The organism is Halarcobacter ebronensis (genome assembly GCF_013201825.1).
Classification (GTDB): Bacteria; Campylobacterota; Campylobacteria; order Campylobacterales; family Arcobacteraceae; genus Halarcobacter; species Halarcobacter ebronensis.
This window is the reverse complement of sequence record NZ_CP053836.1, coordinates 1,997,220-2,022,763: the sequence shown is the minus strand read 5'-3', so window position 1 is coordinate 2,022,763 and position 25,544 is coordinate 1,997,220. Positions and strand designations below refer to the sequence as shown.

The following is a 25,544-nucleotide window of genomic DNA, read 5'->3' as shown; positions in this document are numbered from 1 at the left end:
AGAGAATTATTTTCTCTTTACTACAATTAATTGTTTCATCATTTTATAAATTTCATGACTTTCGTTTAAAAATTCAACATAATCTAAAACTTCAAAATTATCATCAAAAAAAGATTTCAACTCCTCTTTTTTTAATAAAAATTCAGAGTTTGATGGTGGTTTTTCATTAATCTCATCTTCCATATAGGTTTCAATTAGCAAAATTCCCTCTTTTTTCAATGCTTTTGCAAGGCTAGGAATAAGTTTTCTATCCAAAAAATTTGTTTGAACTATTAAATCATAACTCTCTTTTGCAGGTGTAAATTCATCTAAATCAACTTGTTTTGTAGTAATATTTCTATAATCTTTTCTATTTAAATTTTCCAAAGCAACTTCAGAAATATCAATTGCATCTACAACAAACCCTTTACTTGCTAGAAAAATTGAGTTTCTTCCTGTTCCACATGCAACATCTAAAGCTTTGTTACCTTTTACAAGATCAATAATCTCTTTAAGTTTTGCACTTGCCTCTCTTTTTTCAAGTAGAGCAGGAGTTGTTTCGTATTTTTTATCCCATTTAAGTCTATCTTCTAGTGCCATTTTCTCTCTTTGTAGTTTTTTCTATTATAACTACTGTTAAATAAAATTTTTGCAAAAGAAAAAAATTAAATGGTTTAAGAGTTTTTTAGTAGTTTTATATACTCTTCCCTAGGAATCTCTTTTGCTCCTAAAGAGGCTAAATGTTTGTTATAAACTTGACAGTCTATTAATTTTATTCCATTTTGTTCAGCTTGATTACATAGATGATACAAAGCTACTTTGGAAGCATCTTTTTGTTTTGCAAACATACTCTCTCCACAAAAAATGTCATTTATCATAACACCATAAAGTCCCCCAACAAGCTCTTCATCTAAATAACATTCAATTGAGTATGCAAAATCAAGTTTATTAAGATTTGTATAGGCTATTATGAAGTTCTCATCAATCCATGTTTCATCTTCATGTTTTCTTTTTATATTTGAACAGTTTCGCATAACCTCTTCAAAGTTTTCATTTGTTTTTACAATATAACCTTTGTTATTGATTGTTCTTTTAAGACTTTTTGAGAGTTTGAATTCATTTGGAAAAAGAACCATTCTTTTTTTTGGAGAGAACCAATGAATGTAGTTGTAATCATCAATAAACCAAGGGAATATTCCATTTTTGTATGCATTAATCAATCTTTGTGGATGGAAATCTCCACCCACTGCAACTAAATCATCTTTCATCATTTCAAGTGTAGGGAAATCGTGGTTGTTGTCATCTAATAAATAGATTTTGTTTTTTTTATCTAATAATTCCATTGCTTATTATAAGAGAAAGTTTATTCAACTTTCCCTTCAAAATCATTCATATTTACATTATCTACTATATCTAAAGAGACTCTATTTGTCTCTTGCGCAATAGTATTTGTTTTGTCTGCAATAGCAGCATTTTCTTGAGTAAATCTATCAAGTTGATTTATTGCATCACTAATTTGTGTCATCCCTAGATTTTGCTCTTTTGCTGCATTTGTAACATCATCAATTAGATTGTTTGTATTTGCAATTTTTGATTCAAGTTCTGTAAATCCTTTAATCATTGATGAACTAATATTTTTACCTTCTGCTGCTTTAACTGTAGCATTTTCAACTAAATCTTTAATCTCTTTAGCTGCTTCAGCAGATCTACTTGCTAGATTTCTAACCTCTTGGGCAACAACAGCAAAACCTTTTCCAGCTTCACCAGCAGTTGCAGCTTCAACAGCTGCATTAAGTGAAAGAATATTTGTTTGAAATGCAATTTGGTCAATTACTGTAATTGCTTCGTTAATATTCATAACTGTTTCATTTATCTCATCCATTGATTTTGCAGTTTTACTTGCTAAATCTTTACCTGTATTAGCAGAAGATTTTGTTTCTGCTGAAATATTTAACATCTGTTGTGCTTTTTCATTTGTTTGTTTAATATTTCCTGTAATCTCTTCTATTGAGGCAGCAGTCTCTTCAAGTGAAGCAGCTTGAGAAGTTGCATTGTCACTTAAAGTTTTTACATTTGAACTTAACTCTTCAGATTTATTTTTTAATAGAAGACCATCTTTTTGATTATCTTGCAAAATTTTTGTAATCATATCATGCATATTAATAATACTTGTACCAATCTTACCACTATCTTTAGAGTTGATTTTTTGAGTAAAATCTCTAGAAGCATATTTTTCTAATACTTCTGTTAGTGCATTAATATTTGTTCCAACAAGTGATTGAAGGTTTTCAAGCATATTATTAAGTAGAGATTTTAACTCCTCTAAAGATTCATTATTTGTTGAACCTTTGATTTTTTTATCAATATAACCATTTCCAACATGATTAACAATCTCTTTTACTTCACCAATCAATTTATTATCTTGTTCAATTATTGTTTTTGATTTATCAATATTTTGATTTATAATTGCAGACATTTTTCCTATCTCATCATTTGCTTCAATTTTTAATAGATCTATATGACTTTGTTCTTTATTTATATATTTAAAGAAGTTTAATAATCCCACTTGGAAATTTTCCAATGGGTTAAAGAGTAGTTTTTTCATTAATATTACAGCTAAAACTGAGATAATAGCAATAATAACAAAAATGGCAATTATATTTCTCATTATCAAGGCACTTAGGTTTTCATCGGTTGTTTTTCTCATCTCTTTAACTGTATTTTCAACATCAAAGACATAAGCTCCTGTACCTATAATCATATCCCAAGGTTCAAATTTTCTAACAAATGAAAATTTTAAGAAATCTCCTTTTTTTTCTGGCATACTCCAATAATATTTAACCAAACCACCATTTTTGTTCTCATTCCCTGCTTTTACAATCTCTCTATATAGGTATGTTCCTTTTGAATCTTTTAGGTCATACATATTTTTCCCAACAAGTTCAGGCTTTGCTCCATGAGCTGTTACCACATGGTTAGAATCATTTATCCAGAAATATCCATTTGTCCCATATTTCATATCTGTAATTGCTTTTAAAGCTTCTTGTTTCATCTTTTCAGAAACATTATCAATATATTCCCCTGTTCCTATAATCCAATTAAAAGGTTTAAACATTTTTACATAAGAGACTTTTGGTTGAGGATTATTAAACCCTGGTTTATCCCATAAATATTTTAAAAAACCTTCCCCTTTTGGTGATAATCCAAGTTCAACCAAACTTTTTATAATATATACTCCATTCTTATCTTGTACATGGGATAGATTTTTCCCTTCTAATTCTGGTTTTGGTGGCAATGATATATTTACACCATTTGGATCATAAACAAAAAAATAGCCAGATTTACCAAATTTTGCATCATTTAAAATCGATTTTAATCTTTTTTTCATCTCTTCTGTAGATAAAGTGTTTTTATATTTATTATATTCCCCCTCTATAATAGAAAAAATATAATTGGTTTGTTCTTTTAAATAACTTTCAACTTCCTCTTGAATTTTATCTTCAGCTGTTCTTGCATAATATGATTCAACTGTTTTATATGCCAACGAGACATAATTTTCTAGTTCCTTCTCTTTTGCATTGTATGCAGCTTTTGCACTCTCCTTGCTTAGTGTTGTTACTTCATTATTAATTGAAATAGTCATTTCTACTAATAAGATTAATGCAATCAAAACAATAGAACCTATAACTGTTGAAAGCAATTTGGCTTTAATTGAAATGTTTTTTAGCACCTTTTTTTCCTTTTAGTTGCAGATTTATTTCACTATTCTACTCCTCAATTATTAAATGTAGCATAAAAATGAAAAGTTATTTTTACAAAATTAATAAAATATTATGATATGGTTATTTTTTTCATTGAATGGTTATTTATTCCTTGTTTTTGGTAGCTATTATAAAGGGTAATGATATTTATTATCATAAACATAATAATTATTTTATTTTCACAAAATTATTTATTTATAATTAATAACGTAATAATAGATAATTATTCAACACTTATTGGGATAAAGAGTTCTATTTCAAAATCTTTCATTCCAGTTAAAAAGTAGTTTTTATGATATATTGCATAAGCTGGAATTGTTTTGGCTTCATAACCTGAGTTTGGCAACCAATAGTGATAAACATATCTAATTAGGTTTAAAACATCTCCATATACTCCTTTTAGATAAAAAACTGCATAAAGGGATTCGGGAATATCAAAGGTGCTAATTGCTTTAAAATCTTTGTCTACACTAATACATGCCACATATGAGCAATTATCTTGTGGCGTTATTACTGGATTATCATGAAATAGTGCTATCTCCTTATACTCCTTTATTGAATAAGTATATGCAATGGCACTAAGTTTGTCCCAACATTTTTTTATGGATTTGTTATAGCCTTTATGCCTTATATAAGCACAGTGAATCTCTTTACAAACTTTTATTTGAGGTTCAATATCACTAAATTTTTTGTTTGAAGTAAAATCCTCTAAAATAGATTTTGAAAACTCTTTATATTTTCCATTTCTCCATTGTTTTGGCGTATATTGATACCTTGCTTTAAAAGCTTTTATAAAAGAGGAGTGAGAAATATAACCACACTTATTTGCTATTTCACTAATTGTTGAGTGGGTATTTGTAATAAGTAAATTTGCTGCTTTTTTAAGTCTTTCATCACAAATGATTTCAAAAAGTGTTTTACCTGTTGACTCTTTTATTATTCTATGATAGTGAAATTTACTTACATGATTGATTTTAGCAAGTTCATCTAAAGTAATTTTAAACTCTAAATTTTTGTAAATATAATAAAAAGTTCTATTTACAATATCTTCTCTTTGGTGAATGGTATCTTTTTTCATAATTTAATTTTAGCAAAAAAAGCAATTTAAAACAATTATTTTGCAATTTAGGATAAAGATTTATTTTTTTTATTAGAGTAAAATCTTGTATTTTTTTTAAGGACATACAAGATGAGAAAGCTTCAAAGATCATATATAAGAGAGATTTTAGATGCAATAAATGAGAGAACAATCTCTTTTGCAGGCGGATTGCCAAATGAAAATTTGTTTCCAATTCAAGATATAAAAAAAGCAACAAATAGAGTATTGGAAAACCCTCTATCTTTACAATACTCAAAATCACAAGGAGTCCTTAGCCTTAGAGAAAAAATTGCAAAAATTTATTGTGAAAAATTTGATTTTCCTACAAATAAAGATGAAATATTAATAACAACAGGGAGCCAACAAGCCTTTGATATTATTGCTAAAACTTTTTTAAAAGAGGAGTTATATGTTCAAAGTCCAACATATATAGGGGCACTTAGTGCATATAAGGTTTTAAATTTAGATATTAAATCTTTTGATGAGTTAAAAGAGTTGGAGAGCAAACTAAATCCTCAAAATGGTTTTTATATGATGAGTGATTTTACAAATCCAACAGGAAGAGTTTTAAGTAATGAAAGAAGAGAAGAGGTTGCTTCATTATTAAATAAAACAGATACATTTTTGATTGAAGATGGTGCCTATTCTTTAATAGATTTTGAAGGGACTATTAGAAAACCAGTTGCTGCTTTATATGAAAATAGTTTCCATTTGGGTTCATTTTCAAAAATAGTTGCACCTGGATTTAGAGTTGGTTGGATTAGAGCAAAAAAAGAGTTAATAGATCAAATAATTGTTTCTAAAGAGGCAATTGATTTACATACTTCAACATTTAACCAGATGATTTTAGATGAATATATGAATGAATTTGATGTTTTTGAACATATAAAAAAAGTTAGAAAAGAGTATGGATCAAAAATGAACTTTATGGCTGAGTGTTTTGAGAAATATATTCCTAGTTTTAAGTTTAAAAGACCAAATGGTGGTATGTTTATATATGGAAGTTTTGAAGAGGACTCTTTTACTTTGGCAAAAAAAGCTTTGGAAAATGATATTGCTTTTGTTCCAGCGCAAGTATTTTTCCATGATAATAGAAAATCTACTGAGGCTAGATTTAACTTTACAAACTCAACTTTTGAACAAATAGAAAGAGGAGTTAAAAAACTATCTGAGCTTTTAAATAAATAGTAAGTACAAAAAGAGAAAATAGCCTAAGGCTATCCTCTTTTTAAGACAATTTCACCAAGATTTCTTGAAATTGTATTTGCAACAACTTCACATTTAACTTTAAATAAAAAGAAAATTTTAGAGTCATTTGTAGCCTCTAAACACTCAAAATTTCCCATCCCTTTAGATAATATTAGTTGTGTTGATTCAAAAAGTTCTAAAAACTCTTTTGAAGCTTGTTTTTTCTCTAATCCTGGTGTATCTACTCCTGTACTAATTACTTTGCAATAGTTATCAATACCTACTTGAAAAGCCTCTTTTGTTGTTATATCATTGATTATAGGTTTCCCTCTTGTTGCATAATATATCTCTAAAGTAGGGTAGAGTTTTTTAATAGTTTTAACCAATACTTTATCAAAAACATTCTCACCTGCGTTATCAGATAGAATTATTAGTCTATTGGTTTTTTCTAACTCCTCTTTAAATTTATTATAATCGTTTATTGCAAAATCTGTTTCAAATATTGAGTTTATCTCATTGTCTAAACAAAACTCTTTTGTTGTGGCAAAATCAATAACATTTCCCGCAACTGCTGCTTTTATTGCTGTAAAGAGTTTATCTTTACTTTTTTCTAGTTTCTCTTCAATAAAAGGAAGATAAGTTGTTGCTTTTTTTATAGACTCTTGTTTTAATTTTTCCAAAGGATCTTCTAATTTTGCCATTTTTGCTAAATATTCATAAACATCTTTTGCCACAAAAGGTGGAGTTTCATTATAAGAGAAATTTTTTGCTCTTCTTTTTACCTCTTCCATAATAGTTATTGATATCTCTTCATTTAGGCATAGAAGTTTTGTTGCTTTTTCAATTTGTCCAGTTATACATTTGACACACTCATTAGTAATATTCATAAAGTTACTCTTTTCTTAGATTTAAGTTGTACATTTTATACAATTTTTTAGTATAAATAAACCTTAGATTATGTAAAATATTTTTTTTATATCGATATGAAGGATATGCTTATGTTTAAACTAAAAGAACATAACACTACTGTAGGTACCGAGCTTAGCGCAGGGTTTACTACATTTTTAACTATGATGTATATAGTCCCTGTTAATGGATTTATTCTATCAGATGCGGGACTTCCAATGGATGCAGTTGTAACTGCAACGGCACTTATCACTATTTTAGCTACACTTTTTAGTGGTTTATGGTCAAACACTCCAATTGCAATGTCTGTTGGTATGGGCTTAAATGCTTACTTCTCTTTTGGGTTGGTTCTTGGAATGAATATTCCTTGGCAAACTGCTTTAGGAATAGTATTTTTATCAGGTATTTTGTTTGTAATTCTCTCTTTTACCAATTTTAGAGTTTGGGTAATGACCTCAATTCCTATGAATCTAAGAAGGGCAATTAGTGCTGGTATTGGTTCATTTATTGCATTTATTGGACTAAAACAGATGGGTATGATTGTAGATAATAAAGCTACTCTTGTATCAATTGGAGATTTTTCTAAACCTGAGGTTTTACTTGGTGTTTTAGGTCTTGTTTTGGCATTCTCTTTTTATGCTTATAGAATTAGAGGTTCTTTTATTTTAGCTATAGCAATCACTTCTATTGTTGGATGGATTTCAGGTATTGGAAATCTTCCTGAAGGTATTTTGTCAGCTCCTGCTTCAATTGCACCAATTGCTTTTGAGCTTGATATCCCTAGTGCTTTAACACTATCTTTACTTCCTGTTGTTATTACATTTTTAATTACAGATATGTTTGATACTCTTGGAACTTTAACAGGAGTTGGAACAAGAGCAAATCTATTTCAAGAGAATAATAAAGATGACAAATCTTTACAAAGAACACTTGAAGCTGATGCTATTGCAACAACAGCAGGTTCACTTCTTGGAGTTTCAACAACGACTTCATTTATTGAGAGTGCATCAGGAGTAGAAGAGGGTGGTAGAACAGGATTAACTGCTGTATTTACAGCTCTATTTTTTATTGCAACTTTGTTTATGCTTCCACTTTTTAAAGCAATTCCTTCAAATGCAATTTATCCAGTTTTAGTTGTAGTTGGGGTTTTGATGTTTACAGAGTTAGGTAAAATTAACTTTGAAGACTCAGATTTAGCAACAAGTGCAGGGGCTTTTTTAATGGTTATTTTTATGCCTCTTACATATTCAATCACAAATGGTATAGCTGCTGGATTTTTAATTTATACCATTATAAAAATAGCAAAAAAAGAAACAGCTGATTTAAATATCGGTATTTTAGTTATTACATTTATAAGTGCTTTGGCATTTGTACTATAAGGAAAATTGTTGGAAAAGTATTATTACGGTTATGATGAGTTTTTAAAAGATACAAAAGTTTTAATAGAGAAGTGTAGGGATTATGAACCTGATATTCTTTTAGCTGTAGCAAGGGGTGGACTTACGTTAGGACACTTGATGGCACATGGTTTAGATATGAGAAATCTTTATACCCTTAACTCAATTCATTATGAGGGAGAGTTAAAGCTTGACACTTTTAATATCTTTAATATCCCAGATGTTTCCCATGCAAAAAGAGTTTTACTAATAGATGACATTATTGATTCTGGTGAAACAATGAGAGAAATAATAAAGATTTTAGAGAAAAAGTTTCCCAAAGTGGATTTTAAATTAGCATCACTTTTTTATAAAAAAACAGCAGTAATTCAACCTGATTTTGCTGTTAAAGAGTCTAATAAATGGATAGATTTCTTCTGGGAAGTTGATCCTGTGTAAAGGTTTCATAACCTTTACACTACTCTATAAAATATATATAAAAACCATATATGAATACTATTTTTTGAAAAAATCAAGTCTTGTTAGTGTATAATAAATAATAAATTTTTATATGGACTAAAAAATGACATTTATCGAGTTTAAAAAATTATTGCTTGACGCAGAACTTACAATCCCAAAATTTACTGCATTAATCAAAGTTAGTGAGAAGAATATTCAATCCTATAAGAAAAAAGAGGAAGTTCCAAATGCTATTGCAGCAGTTGCAGCTTGTTTTGCTTATATGAATACAGAAGGTATCGATTATAAAGAGATAATTGATGAACTTGATTTACAGAAAAAAGAGAAAAAAGGTGCAGGTTTCTCTTCAAAAAAGAAAAAATAGTTAAAATTTCCATTAATATTTTTTAGATATACTTCCCAAAAAAATAGGGATGTATAATATGACAATTAACAACAATGTAAAAACTTTTTTATTTATTGCTTCAGTTATGATGGGTTTAGCTATTGCAATAGGTGCTTTTGGAGCTCATGGATTAAAAGCTATTGTAGAACCAAATATGCTTGTGGTTTACCATACAGGCGTGGAGTATCAGTTTTATAATACATTAGGACTTTTTGCAGTTTCATTTGTAATCTATTTAAAACCTGATTCAAAAAAGAGCGTAATTGCTGCTTGGCTTATCTTTATAGGTATGATTATTTTCTCTTTTTCTTTATACTTATTAGTAATTTTAAATATGCCTGTTTTAGGTGCAATTACTCCAATTGGTGGAACTTTAATGATAATTGGATGGCTATTACTGGCTTACTCAATACTTAAGGCATAAATAGTGACACTTATTCAAAAAATTGAACAAATAAGAGATTCCAGGTGGTTTTCGAATTTAACCACTTTTATTATTATTGCTTACGCTTCGGTGTTGGGTTTTAAAACTTTAGGTGAAGTTGAACAAAATTATACGCTGTTTTTAAAACTTGCTGATTATTTTGTAACAATATATTTTATCTTTGAAATAGCTATCAAGATGGTGGCAGAAAAGAGATTTTTAAACTTCTTTAAATCTGGATGGAATGTTTTTGACTTTACTATTGTAGTTGTGACACTACTTCCTTTAGAACAATCAGGTTTTGCAGCAGTTGCTAGGGTTTTAAGGGTATTTAGAGTTTTAAGACTTTTTACTGCACGTCCAGAACTAAAAGCAATAATTGATATGTTAATTAAAGCAATACCTTCAATTATTGATATTGTAATACTTATGTTTATAATCTTTTATATCTATGCTATTGTAGGAAATTTTTATTTCCATGAGTTACCTTCTGGACTTTGGAAAGATTTTTTAATCTCAATGTTAACTCTTTTTAGAGTACTAACTTTTGAGGATTGGACAGATGTTATGTATGAAGCAATGGAGGTTTATCCTTGGGCATGGATATATTTTGTCTCTTTTGTTATTATTGCTGCTTTTGTGTTTTTTAATCTTTTTGTTGCGGTTATTATTGGAGAGATGCAAAAAATTCAAGAATCAGATTTTCATAATGAAATCCATGAAGATAGCAAAAAATTAGATTTGTTACTTGAAGAGATAAAAGATTTAAAACAAGAAGTGAAAGAATTAAAAATAAAAAAATGATAATGAAAACTTTTTCTATATTAGGCACAGGTTGGTTAGGTTTTGCTTTAGCAAAAGAGTTGAAAAAAGATTATTCTGTTAAAGTAAGCATAAGAGACTTGGAAAAAGAGAATCAAATGATAAGTGAGGGATTAGACCCTTACTTATTAGATGAAAACAATTTACAAAACTTGGACTCATTACTAAATAGTGATTTTATCTTTATAAATTTCCCACCTAAAAAATCAAAAGATTATATAACTTTTTTAGAGAATATATATTCAAATAAAAATATGTTAAATAAAAAAGTTATATTTATTAGTTCCACTTCAATATATAAAAATGAGGAAGGAGTTTTTGATGAAAATTCACCTCTTAACAACTCAAACTCTTTGGTTTTTAAAGCAGAAAATTTAATAAAAAACAAAACAGATATAATCTTTAGATGTTCTGGACTTATGGGTTATAATAGGATTGCAGGTAAATATTTTGCTGGAAAAAGTTTAGATTGTGAAGATTCAAAAATAAATTATGTCCATAGGGATGATGTAATCAATGCCACAAAGTTTGTAATTGAAAATGATATTAGTGGAGTATTTAATTTATGTTCTAAAATTCATCCAACTAAAAAAGAGATTTACACATACAATGCAAAAAGGTTTGGTTTTGAAGAGCCAATATTCAAAAATAGAAAAAGTTATGAAAATAGAATTATAGATGGAAGTAAAATTGAAAGCTTAGGATTTAGATATAAATATCCAAATCCAATAGAGTATTTTTAGTTTGTATTAAATGCTCTATCTCCAGCATCACCAAGACCAGGTCTAATGTATTTTTTATCATCTAGTCTCTCATCAACTTGTGCTATAAAAATATCTACATCAGGATGAGCTTTTTGGACTGCATCAATTCCCTCAGGAGCCCCCAAAATATTAAGTGAAATAATCTTTTTTGCACCTTTTGATTTTAAGTAAGTAATTCCATCAATTAGTGAACCACCTGTTGCAACCATTGGATCTAAAAGTAAAACAGTTTTATCTTCTAAGTGTGGAATATTTTCATAAAATAGTTTGCTTTCTGCTGTTTTTTCATCTCTTTTCATTGCTAAAAAACCACTTCTTGCATAAGGCAGAGTTCTTAAAATACCAGTTAACATAGGCTCACCAGCTCTTAAAATAGGAACAAGTACAAGTTTTTGAACCTCTAATACTTGAACATCAAGTGGTCCTTGCCATGTCTCAATATTTGTAGTAATAGTTTTAAAATCACTTAATGCTTCTGAAGCAATAATTCTTGAAATCTCTTCAATTGTTAATCTAAATTCATTTGGAGCTGTTCTTACATCTCTTAATCTATTTACAAGATGTTTTACAACTACATTTGTACTCTCTTTATACATAAATACTCTCTTTATCTTTTTGAAATTATGTTATCGTAAAATTGCTTATAAATTACACATTTATTTACGCCCATCTTATCTTACTTTGGATATTATCTTGGTATTTATTTCTACAAAGTGAGGACGTATGAAACCTACAGATTACAACTTTAGAGTCAAAGACTCAATAATCGGTATACAGTTTCTGTTTGTTGCATTTGGAGCGTTAGTTTTAGTTCCTATTTTAACTGGACTTGACCCAAATGTGGCACTATTTACTGCTGGTGTTGGTACTTTATTATTTCAATTTATAAATAGAAGTGCTGTACCACCAATCTTTTTGGCTTCTTCTTTTGCCTTTATTGCTCCAATTTCATATGGTGTTAAAACTTGGGGAATTGCTGCAACTATGTCAGGGCTTGTGGCAGCTGGGCTTTTATATGTGGTTTTAAGCTCTATTATTAGAGTAAGAGGAGATCAGTTTATTCATAAATATTTGCCAGCAGTTGTTGTTGGACCTGTAATTATCTCTATTGGTCTTATTTTGTCTCCTGTTGCAGTTAATATGGCAATGGGTAAAACAGGGGATGGAGCAATTCAATTAGTGCCATTTGGAACAGCTATTACAGTTTCAATGCTTTCACTATTTACAATGATGTTAATCTCTCTTTTAGGAAAAGGAGTTTTTAGATTAATTCCAATTCTAGGTGCAATCTTAGTGGGTTATATTGTATCTATCTTTTTAGGAATTGTTGATTTTAGTGCAGTTAAAAATGCAGCTTGGTTTGCAATGCCAAACTTTGTTGCACCAACATTTAGTTGGGAAGCAATAATCTTTATTTTACCTATTGCAATAGCTCCTGCTATTGAACATATTGGTGATATGTTAGCAATTTCAAATGTAACTAAAAAAGATTATCTAAAAAAACCAGGCCTTAAAAACACTCTTTTAGGTGATGGATTAGCAACTTCAGTTGCTGCACTATTTGGTGGACCACCAAATACTACTTACTCAGAAGTTACAGGTGCAGTTACAGTTACAAAAGCTTATAATCCTGCAATTATGACATGGGCTGCAATTTTTGCAATAGTTCTTGCTTTTGTTGGAAAACTTGGTGGTCTTTTAGCAACAATTCCTGTTCCAGTTATGGGTGGAATTATGCTTTTACTATTTGGTATTATTGCAAGTGTTGGTATCTCTACCCTTGTTAGAGCAGATGTTGACTTCAATTGTCCAAGAAACTTGATTCTTGTTTCAACAATTTTAGTATTCTCAATTGGTGGTATGACTTTTAATTTTGGAGGAGTACCATTTTCAGGAATTGGTCTTGGAGCAATTACTGGAATTATCTTAAATATTATCTTACCACAACCTAGAAAAGATGATCATATTCTTTAATAAAAAAGGGAATTAATTCCCTTTTTTATTACTTTTTAATAGTTATAAAACTTTGAATTTCCTATAATAAGAGAAAAATTAGGAGTATGTATGGCAGCAAAAGAACATAGTTTTGATATCTCTGCAAAATTAGATTTACAAGAGATGAAAAATGCTGTAGTTCAAGCTCAAAAAGAGATTGAAACAAGATATGATTTTAAAGGAATTGCAAAAGAGATAGATTTTAATCAAGGAGCAAAGACTTTAGTTTTAAACTCTTCAAGTGATAATAAAGTTGAAGCTATGTATGATATTTTAATCTCTAAAATGAATAAAAGAGGAATCTCTATTAACTCATTAGAAGAGTTAAAAAAAGAGGATAGTTCTGGTGGAAATAGAAAATTCACTTACTCAATTGTTGACTCTATAAAAGCTGATGAAGCAAAAAAGATACAGCTAGAGATTAAAAATCTAAAACTAAAAGTAAAAGCTGTAAATCAAGGGGATGAAATAAGAGTAACTGGGAAAAATATTGATGATTTACAAACTATTATGAAACACCTAAAATCCCTAGATTTTAAATCTCCATTGGTTTTTGATAACTTCAAATAATTTTATTGAAATCAAATTGATACCTTAAGTTGATAATATTTTCCAACTTAAGGATATACAATGGAAGATTTTGATTACTCAATTAAATATACAGAAACAGAAGAGATTGCAGTCAAAGAGTGCAATAAGATTGAAAAAATTCGAGCTAGACTCTACTCTTTGGGTCTAATAGGTGCACACACAAATGGAAATTGTTTTGGCAGTATCTCAACAAGATACAATAAAAACAAAAGCTCGTTTGTTATAACTGGAATTAATACAGGTGAGTTTCCCAAACTAAATCCAAACTACTACTCTTTTGTAAAAAAGTTTGATTACGAGAGAAAAAAGATGTTTTGTATTGGAAGTAGTAAACCTTCAAATCAGTGGCTTCTTCACTCTTACTTATATGATTTAGATTCTCAAATAAAAGCAGTAATTATAATAAATAATGAAAGAGTGTGGGATTATATGATAAATAATGAGTTTCTTAAAATAGATTATAGTAATTTAGAAAATTGTAAAGCTGTTGAGGATATATATAAAAATATTGATTGTTTCTTAAATAACTCTTTTTTAATTGATGGTAATGATTTCTCAATTGTTGCTTTTGGAAAGAGTTTAAGTGAAACAGAAAAGGCTTTGTATAACATAATAAAAAAAGTACTAAAGAGTTAATACACACTTGGTAAACAAACTTTTAGTATAATGACTTAGTTTCAAAAAGGAGTTATATTGAAAGTTTTATTACTAGAAGATGATCCTGCATTAAGTGATTTATTAAATGAACACCTACAAGACAAAGGGTATGATGTAACCCTTTGCAATAATGGGCAAGAGGCTTTGGAAACTCTTCTTGATGAAGTTTTTGATTTGGCTCTTTTAGATATAAATACTCCTTTAATGTCAGGACTTGAAGTTTTAAGAACCCTAAGAGATGATTATAAAAATAAAACACCAATAATAATTTTAACAGCATACCAAGATACAAAACATCTTAAAGAGGCTTTTGAGAATGGTGTTGATGACTATATTAAAAAACCTTTTGATTTAGAAGAGTTAGATCAAAGAGTTAGAAAGCTTTCAAAACAGTTTTTTATTGAAAACTCCCATGAGATTCAAATTTGCAAAGATACAATATTTTTGCCTGAATTTTGTCAACTTAAGATAAATAATAGAGTAAAAAGTATAGCTTTAAAAGAGAGAGATATTCTAAAATATTTTATAAAACATAAAAAAAGGGTAATCTCAAGTGAAGAGCTTTTACAAAATATTTGGGCTTATGAAGAGATGCCAACAGAAGCTACAATCAGAGTTTATATAAAAAACCTAAGAGAGTTGCTAGGAAAAGAGGTAATTCAAACCATACGAGGAGTAGGCTATAAATTTGAATAGTGATGAAAAAAGAGCACTTTTTAGTTTCTTATCTATCTATATTTGCTCTGCAATCTTTTTAATTGGAATGCTTCTTTATGTTTATTATCAAGATGAGGTTGAATCTTTAGAAAAGAGTTGTAGCATGGAGCTAAATAATGCTTCAATGAAAATAAAAACTGATATTTTAAACTCATATATGCACAATAAAAAATTTATACCCAAAAATTTGGATAAAAAAGAGTTAAGATATGGTTTATATGATGAGAAAAGAAAACTTATTTTTTCAAATCTAGATAGTAAAGAGTCAGTTGATTTAGATAAAAAATTTTATGAAAATAGACTTAATCACTACTTCATTGATGAGTTAAATGAAGTGGGAATACCAATAAAATATATTGTTTTAGAGACTTGTCAAGGGGTTGTAAATAAAGATAGATTAGTTGTTTATACTATTTTGGCTTTCTTTTTGAGTGCAATTTTTGTTGGCTTTATTGCTTTTTTTCTTGCCAAACTTCTTTTAAAACCTGTACGACAAAAAGTTTTGCAACTTGATAATTTTATCAAAGATTCAGCCCATGAATTAAATACTCCAATCTCTGTATTAATGACCTCTGTTAGTATGTTAAAAAGGGGTAAAAATCCAGAAAAGATGATGAAATATATTTTAAGTAGCAGTAAACAAATATCACATATTTACAATGATATTCATTTTTCTGCTTTTAATAATTTTGGAGAGAATTTGGATGAGAGGTTTAATCTTAACGAGCTTATTTTAGAAAGTGTAGATTTTTTTAGAGATATCTCTGTAACAAAAAGTATAATAATTGAAGCTAATTTAGAAATATGTGAAGTATTAATGGATAGAACAAAAACCCAAAAGTTGATAAATAATCTTTTATCAAATGCTATAAAATATAGCAAAAATAACTCTAAAATAGTTGTATCTTTAGAAAAAGGTTTTTTAAAAGTTCAAGATTTTGGAATTGGAATCTCTAAAGAGGAACAAAAAGAGATATTTAAAAGATATAAAAGGGGTAAAAATGTTGAAGGTGGTTTTGGTATAGGTTTAGATATTGTAAATCGTATTTGCAAAGATTATAACTTGGAGTTAATGTTAGAGTCAAAACCAAATGAAGGTTCTACCTTCATTGTTGATTTTAATAAAATTATTATTTCCCAATAGAGTTTATTTTTAAAATAATTCTAATATCTTCACTATTATGATTTGTATCTAAATTTGAACCAATTGATTTGTGATTATGGTTTGAAAGTTCCCCTTGAATTGATTGTAAAATATGCCAATATCTTTCATTGAAAGGGGAATTGATCTCTTTTAATTTATGTTCAATTATATCATCAACTATAATTTTGATTAGTTCATAATAGATGATTTTATTAGTCTCCCTTTGGACTCTATAGTCTTTCATAATCAAAAGATTGTTTTTAAAAACTTTTTTCTCTTCCTCATTATAATCTTTATGCTCTTCTACTTTTTCAATTTCACTATCAAGAAAACTTTTGATTTTCTCAAGCTCCTCTTCACAACTCTTTTTTAATTCAGGTCTTAACTTTAAAATCTCATTTACTAAAGCTTCATCATTTATTCTTTTGCCATCAATATTGTGTGAATAGATATGACCCTTCTCATACTCGTGGTGAATTGCTTTATATAATTGATATGCTGGATAGATATATACGTATTTGTCATCTTTTCCATTTTTAAAACTTATTCCATGTGCGGAGATAATCTCTTTTGGACCTGTATATTTTAGTATCATGTTAAAACCTTTATGAATTCGAAAAAATTAAATTTACTCTTATTTTATTCAAATATAAATAAAATAAACAAAAGGTTTATAATGAATAATAAAATTGAAGAGTTTAAAATAAGTAAATTGGACAACACAAAATTTGTCCATCCAGTAAAAATAACCTATAAACAAAATGGGATTAATAAAAGTTGGGAAGCTGTAAAGAGCTTTGATTCTGTTGCTATTTTACTCTATCATGAGACAAAAAATGCATTTTTATTAGTAAAGCAGTTTAGGGCACCAGTCTATTTAAATGATAAATCAAAACTTTGTACCTATGAACTTTGTGCAGGAATTGTTGATAAAAATAAAACACTTCAAGAGATTGCAAAAGAGGAGATTGATGAGGAGTGTGGTTTTGATGTTTCTTTAGAAAATATTGAAAAGATTACTTCTTTTTATACAAATGTGGGAGTAAGTGGAGGGTGTCAAACACTTTTTTATGCAAAAATAGATGATTCAATGAAAATACATGAAGGTGGTGGAATACAAGATGAGTTAATAGAACTTATGTATCTTCCATTAAAAGATTATGAAGAGTTTATTTTTGATGAAAGTAAAGCAAAAACTCCAGGACTTATGTTCTCTTTTATGTGGTTTATGAAAAATAAAACAAAAAACTAGATATCTCTTTCAATTTAGATATTTTATTAATAGAATATCTAATCTCTTCTGTTTTAAAATTGTTAAAGATTTAGAAACAAAATAAAAATATTTACAGAATTAGGCAAAAAATTTAGAGAATCAATCTACAGGAATCTTCTATATTAATATATAATTAATACTGGTTTAATATCAAATTTGTGGAGGTACAAATGGAATTAATCGTAGATAAGAAAAAATATAAACTAAAGGATATCTCTGATGATACTCCTGTTTTATGGGCTTTAAGAGATTATCTAAATATTACTGGGGTAAAGTTTGGATGTGGTGTTGGAATGTGTGGTGCCTGTACTATTTTGCTAGATGGAAAAGCAGTTAGAGGGTGTCAAACATCTATAAAAGAGGCTATAGGAAAAGAGATTACCACTATTGAAAATAGTGAAGATAGGGTAATTAATACTTTAAGAAAATATTGGAAAGAGGAAGATGTTGCCCAATGTGGGTATTGTCAACCAGGACAGATTATTAATGCTGCTGGTTTATTAAAACAAAATAACAAACCAACTGAGCAAGAGATAGTTGATGCTATGGATGGTAATATCTGTAGATGTGGTACTTATAATAGAATTAAAATAGCAATTGCAAAAGCAGCAAAGGAGATATAATGAATGTTTCAAGAAGGGATTTTTTAAAGAATACATCATTAGTAGGTTCTGCTTTTATAATTGGATTTTATGCTCCTATTAAAGGTAGAGCAAAAGAGGCAGAAAAAACTAATATCTTAGAACCAAATGCTTTTATAAAGATTGATAGTGATAATACTATTACTTTTATGATTGGGCAAGCAGAAATGGGTCAAGGTGTTTACTCAACAATGTCAATGTGTATTGCAGATGAATTAGATGCTGCTTGGGAAGATATTGTTTTTGTTCCAGCTCCTGTAGATCCTATTTATAATAGACCAGGAATGGGCATCATGCTAACAGGTGGTTCAGGTTCTATTACAAATCATCAAGAAAGTATTAGAAAAGTTGGTGCTACAGTTAATAGTATGTTGAAAAAAGCAGCTGCAAAAAGATGGAAAGTAAGAGTTTATGATGTAATAACAAAAGACTCATATGTGATAAATAAAAAAACCAATGAAAAGTTATCTTATGGGGATTTGGTAGAAGATATTAAATCTATGAAAATACCAAATGATGTAACACTTAAAAAAGAGAGCGAATTTACATTAATTGGTAAACCAATAAAAAGACATCCAAAAGAAGTGGAAGAGAAAATTACTGGAAAAACTAAATTTGGTATTGATGTTAGATTAGAAAATATGAAATATGCTTGTCTAATTCAACCAAGAGTATTTGGGGCAAAAATAAAAAGTTTTGATGATTCAAAAGCAAAAAATATGCCAGGAGTTTTAAAAATAAAGCAACTTCCAAATGAAAAAATAGCTGTAATTGCTAATTATTGGTGGCAAGCTAAAAAAGCAAGTGAGCTTGTTTCTGTTGTATGGGATGAGGGTGAGTTTAAAAATATCAGTTCAAAAGATTTAGAAAAAGAGTATGAGGCTAAAGTTAATGCTGAAGATATCCCTGTTATGAGAAAAGATGGAGATATAAATAAAGCTTTTGATGAGGCCTATAAAACTGTTGAAGCTGATTTTCATTTTCCATTTTTGGCTCATGGTATGATGGAACCACTTAACTGTACTGTTCATCACGATAAAGAGAAAGCCTTTATCTCACTTGGAAGTCAATTTCAAACAAATGTAAGAGATCTTTGTGCAGAAATTTTAGGTGTTGAACAACAAAATGTTGAGTACTATAATAACTATTTAGGTAGCAGTTTTGGACGAAGAGGGCCAGCTAATTTTGACTATGTAAAAGATGCAATTTATGTTGCAAAAGATGAGTTATGGCCTATTCAAACACTTTGGACTAGAGAAGATGATATTAAAATGGGTAACTATAGACCAATGACCAGACTAAAAACAAAACTATCTATTGATAGTAAGGGTAATATTACAGGTCTTAAAGGTAGTATTGTAAGTCAATCCCTTGTAAAAGGAACAATATTTGAAGCTTTTATGTTTAAAGATGGAATTGATGCCTCTCAAAGGGAAGGTTTTCAAAATCACCCCTATAGTGTGCCAAGTAATGATTTAAAAGCCTTTTGTCCTGAATCACCAATTCCTGTTTTATGGTTGCGTTCTGTTGGGCATACTGTTACAGCTCCAGCAATTGAAACAATTGTAGATCAAGGTGCAATTGCAGCAAATATGGATCCAATTGATTTTAGAATTAAAAATCTAAAAGATGAGAGATTTATAAATCTTCTTAAAAATGTGGCAAAACAATCAAATTGGTACAAAAGAGAAAAAAATAGTGGTTATGGTGTAGCTATTGCTGAATCTTTTGGCTCTATAGTAGCTTATGTGGCAAAAGTAAAAGTAGAGAACAATGATTACAAGGTTGAAAAAGTTTGGGGTGCAGTTGATTGTGGTTATGCCTTTAATCCTTTTAATGTTGAAAACCAAATTTTAAGTGCTGTTAACTTTGCTATTGGTTATACAAAATATGCAGAGATAACAATAGAAAATGGTAGTACAGTACAAAACAACTTTTATGACTATTCTGTAAATAGAATTAGTGATACCCCTGAAATTTATGTTGAGATTATAAATTCAGGAGCAAAAATTGGTGGTATTGGAGAGCCTGGAGTTCCACCTGCATTTGGAGCAATAACAAATGCACTATTTGATGTAACAGGTAAAAGATATACAAAATACCCTATAAAATTGGGGTAAAAATGTTTTTGGATAAACATTTTATTGAGTTTTTTGAAAACAAAAAAGAGAAAAAGTTGGATATTGCAGTTGCAACTGTTATTGAAACTAAAGGCTCAACTTTTTCAAAAGTAGGCAATATGATGCTTATTGATTCCAATGGGGAGTCTATAGGCGTTTTAGGTAGTAAATATCTTCATGAAAAAGTTTTTCAAGAGGCTAAAAAAGCTTTGATTGATGGGGAAAGTTATACTTTTGAATCAATACCAAAAGATGAATCTTCTGGGCATGGTACAAGTAAGTATGAGATTAAACCATATTTTTTTGATAAAAACTATTCAAACTTGGAAGAGTTGTTAAATATTGATTTAGTATATTCTCTTTTGATTTTTGGTTCAGATTCTCATGTTACACCACTTGTTTTAATGGCAAATCTAATGGGATGGAGAACAACAGTTATTGATGTAGAGATAAAAAAAGAGTTTGTAGGGCAAGCTGATGTTTTAATTGAGTTAGAAAAATTAGAAGATGTTTTTACAATGGATTTAAGCTCATATAATGGCAGTGTAATATTAAGTCATAGCCCAAAAACAGATGATAAATATTTGCAAGCTTTGCTTAATACTAATATGAATTATATAGGAATGATGGGAAATAGAAAAAATATGCAAAAAAAAGCAGAGATATTTAACTTAATAGATGATGATAGATTTTTTGCTCCTGTTGGACTTAAAATAGGTGGGAATACTGCTCAATCCATTGCATTGTCTATTTGTGCTCAAATTGAGGCAAAAAAGAATGGAAAAATATAAATCTCTAGCAGTTTTAATCTTAGCTGCAGGAAGTTCTAATAGATTAGGTGAACCTAAACAGTTACTAAAACATGAAGGCTCATCTCTATTAGAATTATCTGTAAAAAATGCTCTAAATCTAACTAAAAATGTTTTTGTTGTATTAGGACACAAAAAGAAAGAGTGTAAGGAAGAGATAAAAAAATATAGTGTAAATACTGTTTTTAACAGAGATTATGAGTTTGGAATGGGAACATCAATCTCTTTTGGTATTAAACATACAAAAGATTTTGATAATACTTTGATTATGTTGTGTGATCAACCTTTTATTCCCCTTGAACATTTTAAGGCATTAATAGAGAAAGCAGATAGTAAGAATATAATCTGTTCTTTATACGAACACAATTCAAAAAAATCAGTTCCTGCTCTTTTCCCAAAAGAGTATTATGAAAAGTTAGAAAAATTAGACAAAGATTTTGGTGCGAAATTCCTATTAAAAGATAATAAAACAATAGATGTTCTACTAAAAGAGAGCTTTACTGTAGATATTGATACTAAAGAGGATGTAAATAAGTTTTTAAATCTTTAGATATCTACGATATTTATAATCCTTGGCGTAGTTTGTATTAATATTTTTTCTATACAGTTTATTTTAAATTTAGCAGTTGTTTCAACTCTAATTGCCCTTGTAATATATCTACTTACCCTAAAGAAAAAAAGGTTAATTGAAAAATAGATTTAGTTATCTAGATAGAGATATCCCAAAACTAAATCTATTTATCTCTTTATTATAATCAATCAAACTATCTCCATATCCATTTGAGAGCTGAACATATCCAAAAGTTGTTTTAGAACCAAAAAATGGAAAAGTCCAATCAAATTGAGTAAAACCTTTATTGTCTCCATTTGTTCTAAGATTATTTCTAAGAAGAAGTTTGAAAGTTTGGTCTTTATATGGGAAAAGAAGAGTAATATCCCCATACCCTAAATATTTTTGAATATCTGGATTATCATCTTCTGCTTCACTCTCTGGAAGTTTATACCAAACTCTAGGAGCTAAGAATAAGTTACCCATTTGAAAATAACTTGTTAGATATATTCTATTCCAAGATCTAGAATCAGCACCTGCTAAACCATTTGATTCATGTAAAAGACCAAATTTAAAACCTTTTAAAGAGGTTTCATCTCTTTTCCCATAAGGAACTTCAACAAAGATTTCAGGTCTATAATTTGTCTCCCTAAATGGAGAAGAATCATCATATAGTTGCCACCAAGAAGTTTGTGTATATCCAAAGTTGATTGTCTCATTCATTTTAAAGAAGTTTGTTAATATAGGTTTTTTTACACTGATTTGAAATTTAACTTCTGTACTTTTTCTATCACTTTTCTTTTTATTGTCATAAGAGAAAGGAAGAAGATAGTTCTCTTCATAAGGGTATAAATCAAAAGAGCTAGCAAGGATTTGTTCAATTGTTGATCTTGTCTCTTTATCCTCTATTTTATCTAAGGTATTGTTTGCAACTTCTTGTGCAATTTCTTTGTTCTCATCATAATATATTCTACTGTTCTCTTTCTGTTTTAGAGCAATCTCTTTGTAGATTTCCATTGCCTCTTTATATCTGTTTTGGGATTCAAGTTTTGAGGCTTTTTCATACAATTCATCTAAAGTTTGAGCAGATAAAAGTGATGAAAATATAGATAATATTATTAGTTTTTTAATAAATTTCATAACTTTTCCTAATAAATTTTGTCAAATGGTATCATAAAAAGGAAAATAAAACTATAAAATAGTATAATCGCGATAATTTTTAAATAAAAAGGTTTTAGATGTTAGTAGCGCCTTCGATATTATCAGCAGATTTTGGAAAGTTAAATGAGGAGATAAAAGCTATTTGCGATGGTGGATGTGATTTAATCCACGTAGATGTTATGGATGGACATTTTGTTCCAAATATGACATTAGGTCCAGTAGTAGTAGCTCCAGTTGCAAAGGCTGCAACAAAACCATTGGATGTACACTTAATGGTTGAAAACAATACTTTTTTTGTGGAGCTTTTTGCCCCTTTGAAACCAATGTATATCTCTTTTCATATAGAGAGTGAGAAACATCCCCACAGACTTATTCAAAAAATAAGAGATTATGGAATTAGACCAGCTATTGTTTTAAATCCACATACAGCTCCAGAGGCTATTGAGTATCTTTTAGAAGATTTGGATATGGTTCTTTTAATGTCAGTAAATCCAGGTTTTGGTGGACAAAAATTTATTACAAATGTTATTGAAAAAGCTAGTAAATTAAAAGAGCTAATAGAGAAAAGAAACCCTTCATGTCTAATCCAAGTAGACGGAGGAGTAAATGATAAAAACATTCTTGAACTAAAACAAGCAGGTGTTGATGTTGTTGTGGCTGGTTCTTATGTTTTTGGAAATGAAGATTACTCTAAAGCTATAAAATCGCTACAGGTTTAAGATGAGAGTTAAAATTTGTGGAATTACAAATCTTGAAGATGCACTAAATGCAATAGAAGCTGGTGCAGATGCTTTAGGTTTTGTATTCTATGAAAAAAGCCCAAGATATATAACTCCCAATGAAGCTAGAAAAATTGTAGAGACTCTTCCCCCTTTTATACAAACAGTTGGACTTTTTGTAAATGAAAACTCATCTACAATAAATTATATTTGTAAAAAAGCTTTAATGCAACTTGCACAAATTATTGATGATAACAGTTATACTGATTTTACCCTGCTTGAAATAAAAGCCTTAAAAGTTATTCGTGCAGAAACAAAAGAGGATATTTTGAACTCTTTAGATAATTATTATTTAGTTGATGCTTTTGTAGAAAGTTTTGGTGGTGCAGGAAAAAGAGTTGCATTGGAGTGGTTTAAAGATTTAGATTGTTCAAAATTTATCCTTGCAGGAGGATTAAGTGAAGATAATCTTTTAGAACTAAAAGGTTTTAATTTTTATGGGGTGGATGTAAGTTCAGCGGTTGAAATTAGCAAGGGAAAAAAAGATAAACAAAAAATGTTTAACTTTGTAAAAGCTGCCAATGAAATCTAAGAAAATTCCCTCTTTCTCATCAAAACTCATAACTAAACTAAAAAAAGAGCCAATACTATTTAATGATTTTTTGGAAGAAATTTCAAAAAATGGTGAGAGATTTTTTGACTCTCCTGAGTTAGAGTTTGAACTTCTAATTACAAATGGATTGCCTTTGGAAATTGAAGAGGACAGAGTCTATTTAAAAACTTCAAAGACTCTGATTGATGAACAGACTTTTTGTATTGTTGATATAGAGACAAATGGTTCAAATGTTAATAAAGGTCATCAAATAATTGAAATTGGGGCTGTAAAATATAAAAATGGTAAGATTATAGATAGTTTTGAATCCCTAGTTTATGCAAAAAATATCCCTGAAAATATTCAAGAAATAACAAATATAACACCTAAGATGTTGGAAAATGCACCTGTTATTGAGAAAGTTTTAAAAGAGTTTAAACTCTTTTTAGAAGATGATGTTTTTGTTGCCCATGATATAAAATTTGACTATAACTTTATCTCAAGTTCCTTTAACAAATATGATTTAGGAAAACTTGAAAATAGAAAACTCTGTACAATAGATTTAGCAAGACGAACAATAAAAGCAGAAAAGTATGGTTTAAGTTTTTTAAAAGAGCTTTTAAATATAGATATAAAAAACCATCATAGAGCCTATAGTGATGCTTTAAGTACCACATATATTTTACAAGAATCTCTTAAATCTTTAGATGAAAGTGTTAAAACAGTAGAAGATTTGATAGATTTTTCTAAAAATGCAAAACCTGTTATGCCTAAATTAGAGGTAAATACTGGAGCAAAAAAAGAGAGTAAAGAGGAGGAGACAAACTAATGTTTACCCAAGAAAAATACCTAAAAGCACTAAATTTTGCAGCAAAAGTTCATGGTGAACAAAAGACGCCAAATGGTTTGCCATATCTTACTCACCTTTGTTGTGTTGCCATGGAAATAATACACGCTTGTGAAGAGTCAAAACTTGAACAAAAAAAGAGTGATATAGCAATAGCAGTAGCTCTTTTGCATGATACTACCGAAGATACAAATACAACATACGATGAACTTTATAGTGAGTTTGGAGCTGAAATTGCTGAAGGAGTTGATGCTTTAACAAAAGATAAAACTCTTCCAAGTAAAAAAGAGCAGATGCAAGATAGTATAAATAGACTTTTAATGCAACCCTATGAGATACAAATGGTAAAACTAGCAGATAGAATTACAAACCTACAAAGGCCACCTGAACATTGGGATGGTTTAAAAATACTTAATTATCACAAAGAGGCAAAGTTTATCCATTCATGCCTAAAAAATTCTAATTTGTATTTATCAAAAAGATTAGAAGAGAAAATAGGTAATTATATAGTTTATATAAAATAGAGTATAACCTCTTCAAATGA

29 protein-coding genes are annotated in these 25,544 nt (G+C 29.0%); 21 read left to right on the top strand and 8 right to left on the bottom strand.

The genetic code is table 11. The annotated features are described in order from the left end of the window. Window positions 1-6 precede the first annotated feature (6 nt). The 4 genes from AEBR_RS10100 to AEBR_RS10085 form a co-directional block, all read right to left on the bottom strand. Window positions 7-579, bottom strand: a complete 573-nt coding sequence (locus AEBR_RS10100; protein WP_129086371.1) for a class I SAM-dependent methyltransferase — start codon at window positions 577-579, stop codon at window positions 7-9. 74 nt (window positions 580-653) lie between these two features. Continuing rightward, the gene (aat, locus tag AEBR_RS10095; RefSeq protein ID WP_129086372.1) at window positions 654-1,322 is read right to left on the bottom strand and encodes a leucyl/phenylalanyl-tRNA--protein transferase; all 669 of its coding nucleotides are present in this window, start codon (window positions 1,320-1,322) and stop codon (window positions 654-656) included. 20 nt (window positions 1,323-1,342) lie between these two features. Beyond that, window positions 1,343-3,709 carry a methyl-accepting chemotaxis protein gene (locus AEBR_RS10090; protein ID WP_172658893.1) on the bottom strand — a complete coding sequence of 789 codons (2,367 nt, stop codon included), beginning with the start codon at window positions 3,707-3,709 and terminating at the stop codon, window positions 1,343-1,345. A 254-nt stretch (window positions 3,710-3,963) separates the two neighbouring features. Next, the gene (locus AEBR_RS10085) at window positions 3,964-4,818 is read right to left on the bottom strand and encodes an AraC family transcriptional regulator (protein ID WP_129086374.1); all 855 of its coding nucleotides are present in this window, start codon (window positions 4,816-4,818) and stop codon (window positions 3,964-3,966) included. A 111-nt stretch (window positions 4,819-4,929) separates the two neighbouring features. Here AEBR_RS10085 and AEBR_RS10080 point away from each other — a divergent pair, with 111 nt between their 5' ends. Further along, complete coding sequence (locus AEBR_RS10080; RefSeq protein WP_129086375.1) at window positions 4,930-6,027, top strand: aminotransferase-like domain-containing protein; 1,098 nt, start codon at window positions 4,930-4,932, stop codon at window positions 6,025-6,027. A gap of 29 nt (window positions 6,028-6,056) precedes the next feature. On the opposite strand, the gene AEBR_RS10075 is transcribed toward AEBR_RS10080, so the two are convergent. Next, complete coding sequence (locus tag AEBR_RS10075) at window positions 6,057-6,914, bottom strand: damage-control phosphatase ARMT1 family protein (RefSeq protein WP_129086376.1); 858 nt, start codon at window positions 6,912-6,914, stop codon at window positions 6,057-6,059. Window positions 6,915-7,019: 105 nt separating this feature from the next. Here AEBR_RS10075 and AEBR_RS10070 point away from each other — a divergent pair, with 105 nt between their 5' ends. The 6 genes from AEBR_RS10070 (at window position 7,020) to AEBR_RS10045 (ending at window position 11,163) form a co-directional block, all read left to right on the top strand. Continuing rightward, window positions 7,020-8,312 (top strand): NCS2 family permease, encoded by a 1,293-nt coding sequence (locus tag AEBR_RS10070; protein WP_129086377.1) that lies wholly within the window; start codon window positions 7,020-7,022, stop codon window positions 8,310-8,312. Window positions 8,313-8,321: 9 nt separating this feature from the next. Continuing rightward, complete coding sequence (locus AEBR_RS10065) at window positions 8,322-8,768, top strand: phosphoribosyltransferase (RefSeq protein WP_129086378.1); 447 nt, start codon at window positions 8,322-8,324, stop codon at window positions 8,766-8,768. Window positions 8,769-8,892: 124 nt separating this feature from the next. Further along, complete coding sequence (locus tag AEBR_RS10060) at window positions 8,893-9,153, top strand: hypothetical protein (protein ID WP_128979406.1); 261 nt, start codon at window positions 8,893-8,895, stop codon at window positions 9,151-9,153. A gap of 58 nt (window positions 9,154-9,211) precedes the next feature. Continuing rightward, entirely contained in the window at window positions 9,212-9,598 is a 387-nt protein-coding gene (locus AEBR_RS10055) for a DUF423 domain-containing protein (protein ID WP_129086379.1), read from the top strand. 3 nt (window positions 9,599-9,601) lie between these two features. Further along, complete coding sequence (locus AEBR_RS10050) at window positions 9,602-10,402, top strand: ion transporter (RefSeq protein WP_164969443.1); 801 nt, start codon at window positions 9,602-9,604, stop codon at window positions 10,400-10,402. Window positions 10,403-10,404: 2 nt separating this feature from the next. Continuing rightward, window positions 10,405-11,163 carry a Rossmann-fold NAD(P)-binding domain-containing protein gene (locus tag AEBR_RS10045; RefSeq protein ID WP_129086381.1) on the top strand — a complete coding sequence of 253 codons (759 nt, stop codon included), beginning with the start codon at window positions 10,405-10,407 and terminating at the stop codon, window positions 11,161-11,163. Here the strand turns inward: AEBR_RS10045 and upp are convergent. Continuing rightward, complete coding sequence (upp, locus tag AEBR_RS10040; protein ID WP_129086382.1) at window positions 11,160-11,780, bottom strand: uracil phosphoribosyltransferase; 621 nt, start codon at window positions 11,778-11,780, stop codon at window positions 11,160-11,162. The genes AEBR_RS10045 and upp overlap by 4 nt on opposite strands. A gap of 127 nt (window positions 11,781-11,907) precedes the next feature. Between upp and AEBR_RS10035 the strand changes: the two genes are divergently transcribed. From AEBR_RS10035 to AEBR_RS10015, 5 genes are all read left to right on the top strand, one after another. Further along, entirely contained in the window at window positions 11,908-13,158 is a 1,251-nt protein-coding gene (locus AEBR_RS10035; RefSeq protein ID WP_129086383.1) for a uracil-xanthine permease family protein, read from the top strand. A gap of 90 nt (window positions 13,159-13,248) precedes the next feature. After that, window positions 13,249-13,749: a YajQ family cyclic di-GMP-binding protein gene (locus AEBR_RS10030; protein WP_129086384.1), complete on the top strand. Its 501-nt coding sequence runs from the start codon at window positions 13,249-13,251 to the stop codon at window positions 13,747-13,749. 60 nt (window positions 13,750-13,809) lie between these two features. After that, window positions 13,810-14,406 (top strand): hypothetical protein, encoded by a 597-nt coding sequence (locus AEBR_RS10025; RefSeq protein WP_129086385.1) that lies wholly within the window; start codon window positions 13,810-13,812, stop codon window positions 14,404-14,406. 57 nt (window positions 14,407-14,463) lie between these two features. Next, window positions 14,464-15,123: a response regulator transcription factor gene (locus tag AEBR_RS10020; protein WP_128979421.1), complete on the top strand. Its 660-nt coding sequence runs from the start codon at window positions 14,464-14,466 to the stop codon at window positions 15,121-15,123. After that, on the top strand, window positions 15,116-16,288 hold the full coding sequence (locus tag AEBR_RS10015; protein WP_129086386.1) for a sensor histidine kinase: 1,173 nt from the start codon (window positions 15,116-15,118) through the stop codon (window positions 16,286-16,288). The genes AEBR_RS10020 and AEBR_RS10015 overlap by 8 nt, the downstream gene beginning before the upstream one ends. Here the strand turns inward: AEBR_RS10015 and AEBR_RS10010 are convergent. Continuing rightward, window positions 16,275-16,883: a hypothetical protein gene (locus AEBR_RS10010; protein ID WP_129086387.1), complete on the bottom strand. Its 609-nt coding sequence runs from the start codon at window positions 16,881-16,883 to the stop codon at window positions 16,275-16,277. The genes AEBR_RS10015 and AEBR_RS10010 overlap by 14 nt on opposite strands. Before the next feature lie 81 nt (window positions 16,884-16,964). On the opposite strand from AEBR_RS10010, the gene AEBR_RS10005 reads away from it, so the two are divergent. The 5 genes from AEBR_RS10005 (at window position 16,965) to AEBR_RS09985 (ending at window position 21,681) form a co-directional block, all read left to right on the top strand. After that, complete coding sequence (locus AEBR_RS10005) at window positions 16,965-17,540, top strand: NUDIX hydrolase (protein WP_129086388.1); 576 nt, start codon at window positions 16,965-16,967, stop codon at window positions 17,538-17,540. A 191-nt stretch (window positions 17,541-17,731) separates the two neighbouring features. After that, on the top strand, window positions 17,732-18,184 hold the full coding sequence (locus AEBR_RS10000; RefSeq protein ID WP_129086389.1) for a (2Fe-2S)-binding protein: 453 nt from the start codon (window positions 17,732-17,734) through the stop codon (window positions 18,182-18,184). Next, entirely contained in the window at window positions 18,184-20,322 is a 2,139-nt protein-coding gene (locus AEBR_RS09995; protein WP_129086390.1) for a xanthine dehydrogenase family protein molybdopterin-binding subunit, read from the top strand. Before AEBR_RS10000 ends, AEBR_RS09995 begins: the two co-directional genes overlap by 1 nt. A gap of 2 nt (window positions 20,323-20,324) precedes the next feature. Next, window positions 20,325-21,113 carry an XdhC family protein gene (locus AEBR_RS09990; protein WP_129086391.1) on the top strand — a complete coding sequence of 263 codons (789 nt, stop codon included), beginning with the start codon at window positions 20,325-20,327 and terminating at the stop codon, window positions 21,111-21,113. Then, window positions 21,100-21,681, top strand: coding sequence for a nucleotidyltransferase family protein (locus AEBR_RS09985; RefSeq protein WP_129086392.1), 582 nt, complete (start codon window positions 21,100-21,102; stop codon window positions 21,679-21,681). Before AEBR_RS09990 ends, AEBR_RS09985 begins: the two co-directional genes overlap by 14 nt. A 153-nt stretch (window positions 21,682-21,834) precedes the next feature. Here the strand turns inward: AEBR_RS09985 and AEBR_RS09980 are convergent, their stop codons facing one another. Then, window positions 21,835-22,821: a phospholipase A gene (locus AEBR_RS09980; protein ID WP_172658891.1), complete on the bottom strand. Its 987-nt coding sequence runs from the start codon at window positions 22,819-22,821 to the stop codon at window positions 21,835-21,837. Between the two features lie 98 nt (window positions 22,822-22,919). On the opposite strand from AEBR_RS09980, the gene rpe reads away from it, so the two are divergent. The 4 genes from rpe to AEBR_RS09960 are packed head-to-tail and all read left to right on the top strand — an operon-like array spanning window position 22,920 to window position 25,524. Continuing rightward, complete coding sequence (rpe, locus tag AEBR_RS09975) at window positions 22,920-23,561, top strand: ribulose-phosphate 3-epimerase (protein ID WP_128979439.1); 642 nt, start codon at window positions 22,920-22,922, stop codon at window positions 23,559-23,561. Window position 23,562: 1 nt separating this feature from the next. Beyond that, a complete protein-coding gene (locus AEBR_RS09970; protein WP_129086393.1) occupies window positions 23,563-24,153 on the top strand; it encodes a phosphoribosylanthranilate isomerase in 591 nt (196 codons plus the stop codon). Then, window positions 24,143-24,982: a 3'-5' exonuclease gene (locus tag AEBR_RS09965; protein WP_129086394.1), complete on the top strand. Its 840-nt coding sequence runs from the start codon at window positions 24,143-24,145 to the stop codon at window positions 24,980-24,982. The genes AEBR_RS09970 and AEBR_RS09965 overlap by 11 nt, the downstream gene beginning before the upstream one ends. Beyond that, entirely contained in the window at window positions 24,982-25,524 is a 543-nt protein-coding gene (locus AEBR_RS09960) for an HD domain-containing protein (RefSeq protein WP_129086395.1), read from the top strand. Before AEBR_RS09965 ends, AEBR_RS09960 begins: the two co-directional genes overlap by 1 nt. Window positions 25,525-25,544: the final 20 nt, after the last annotated feature.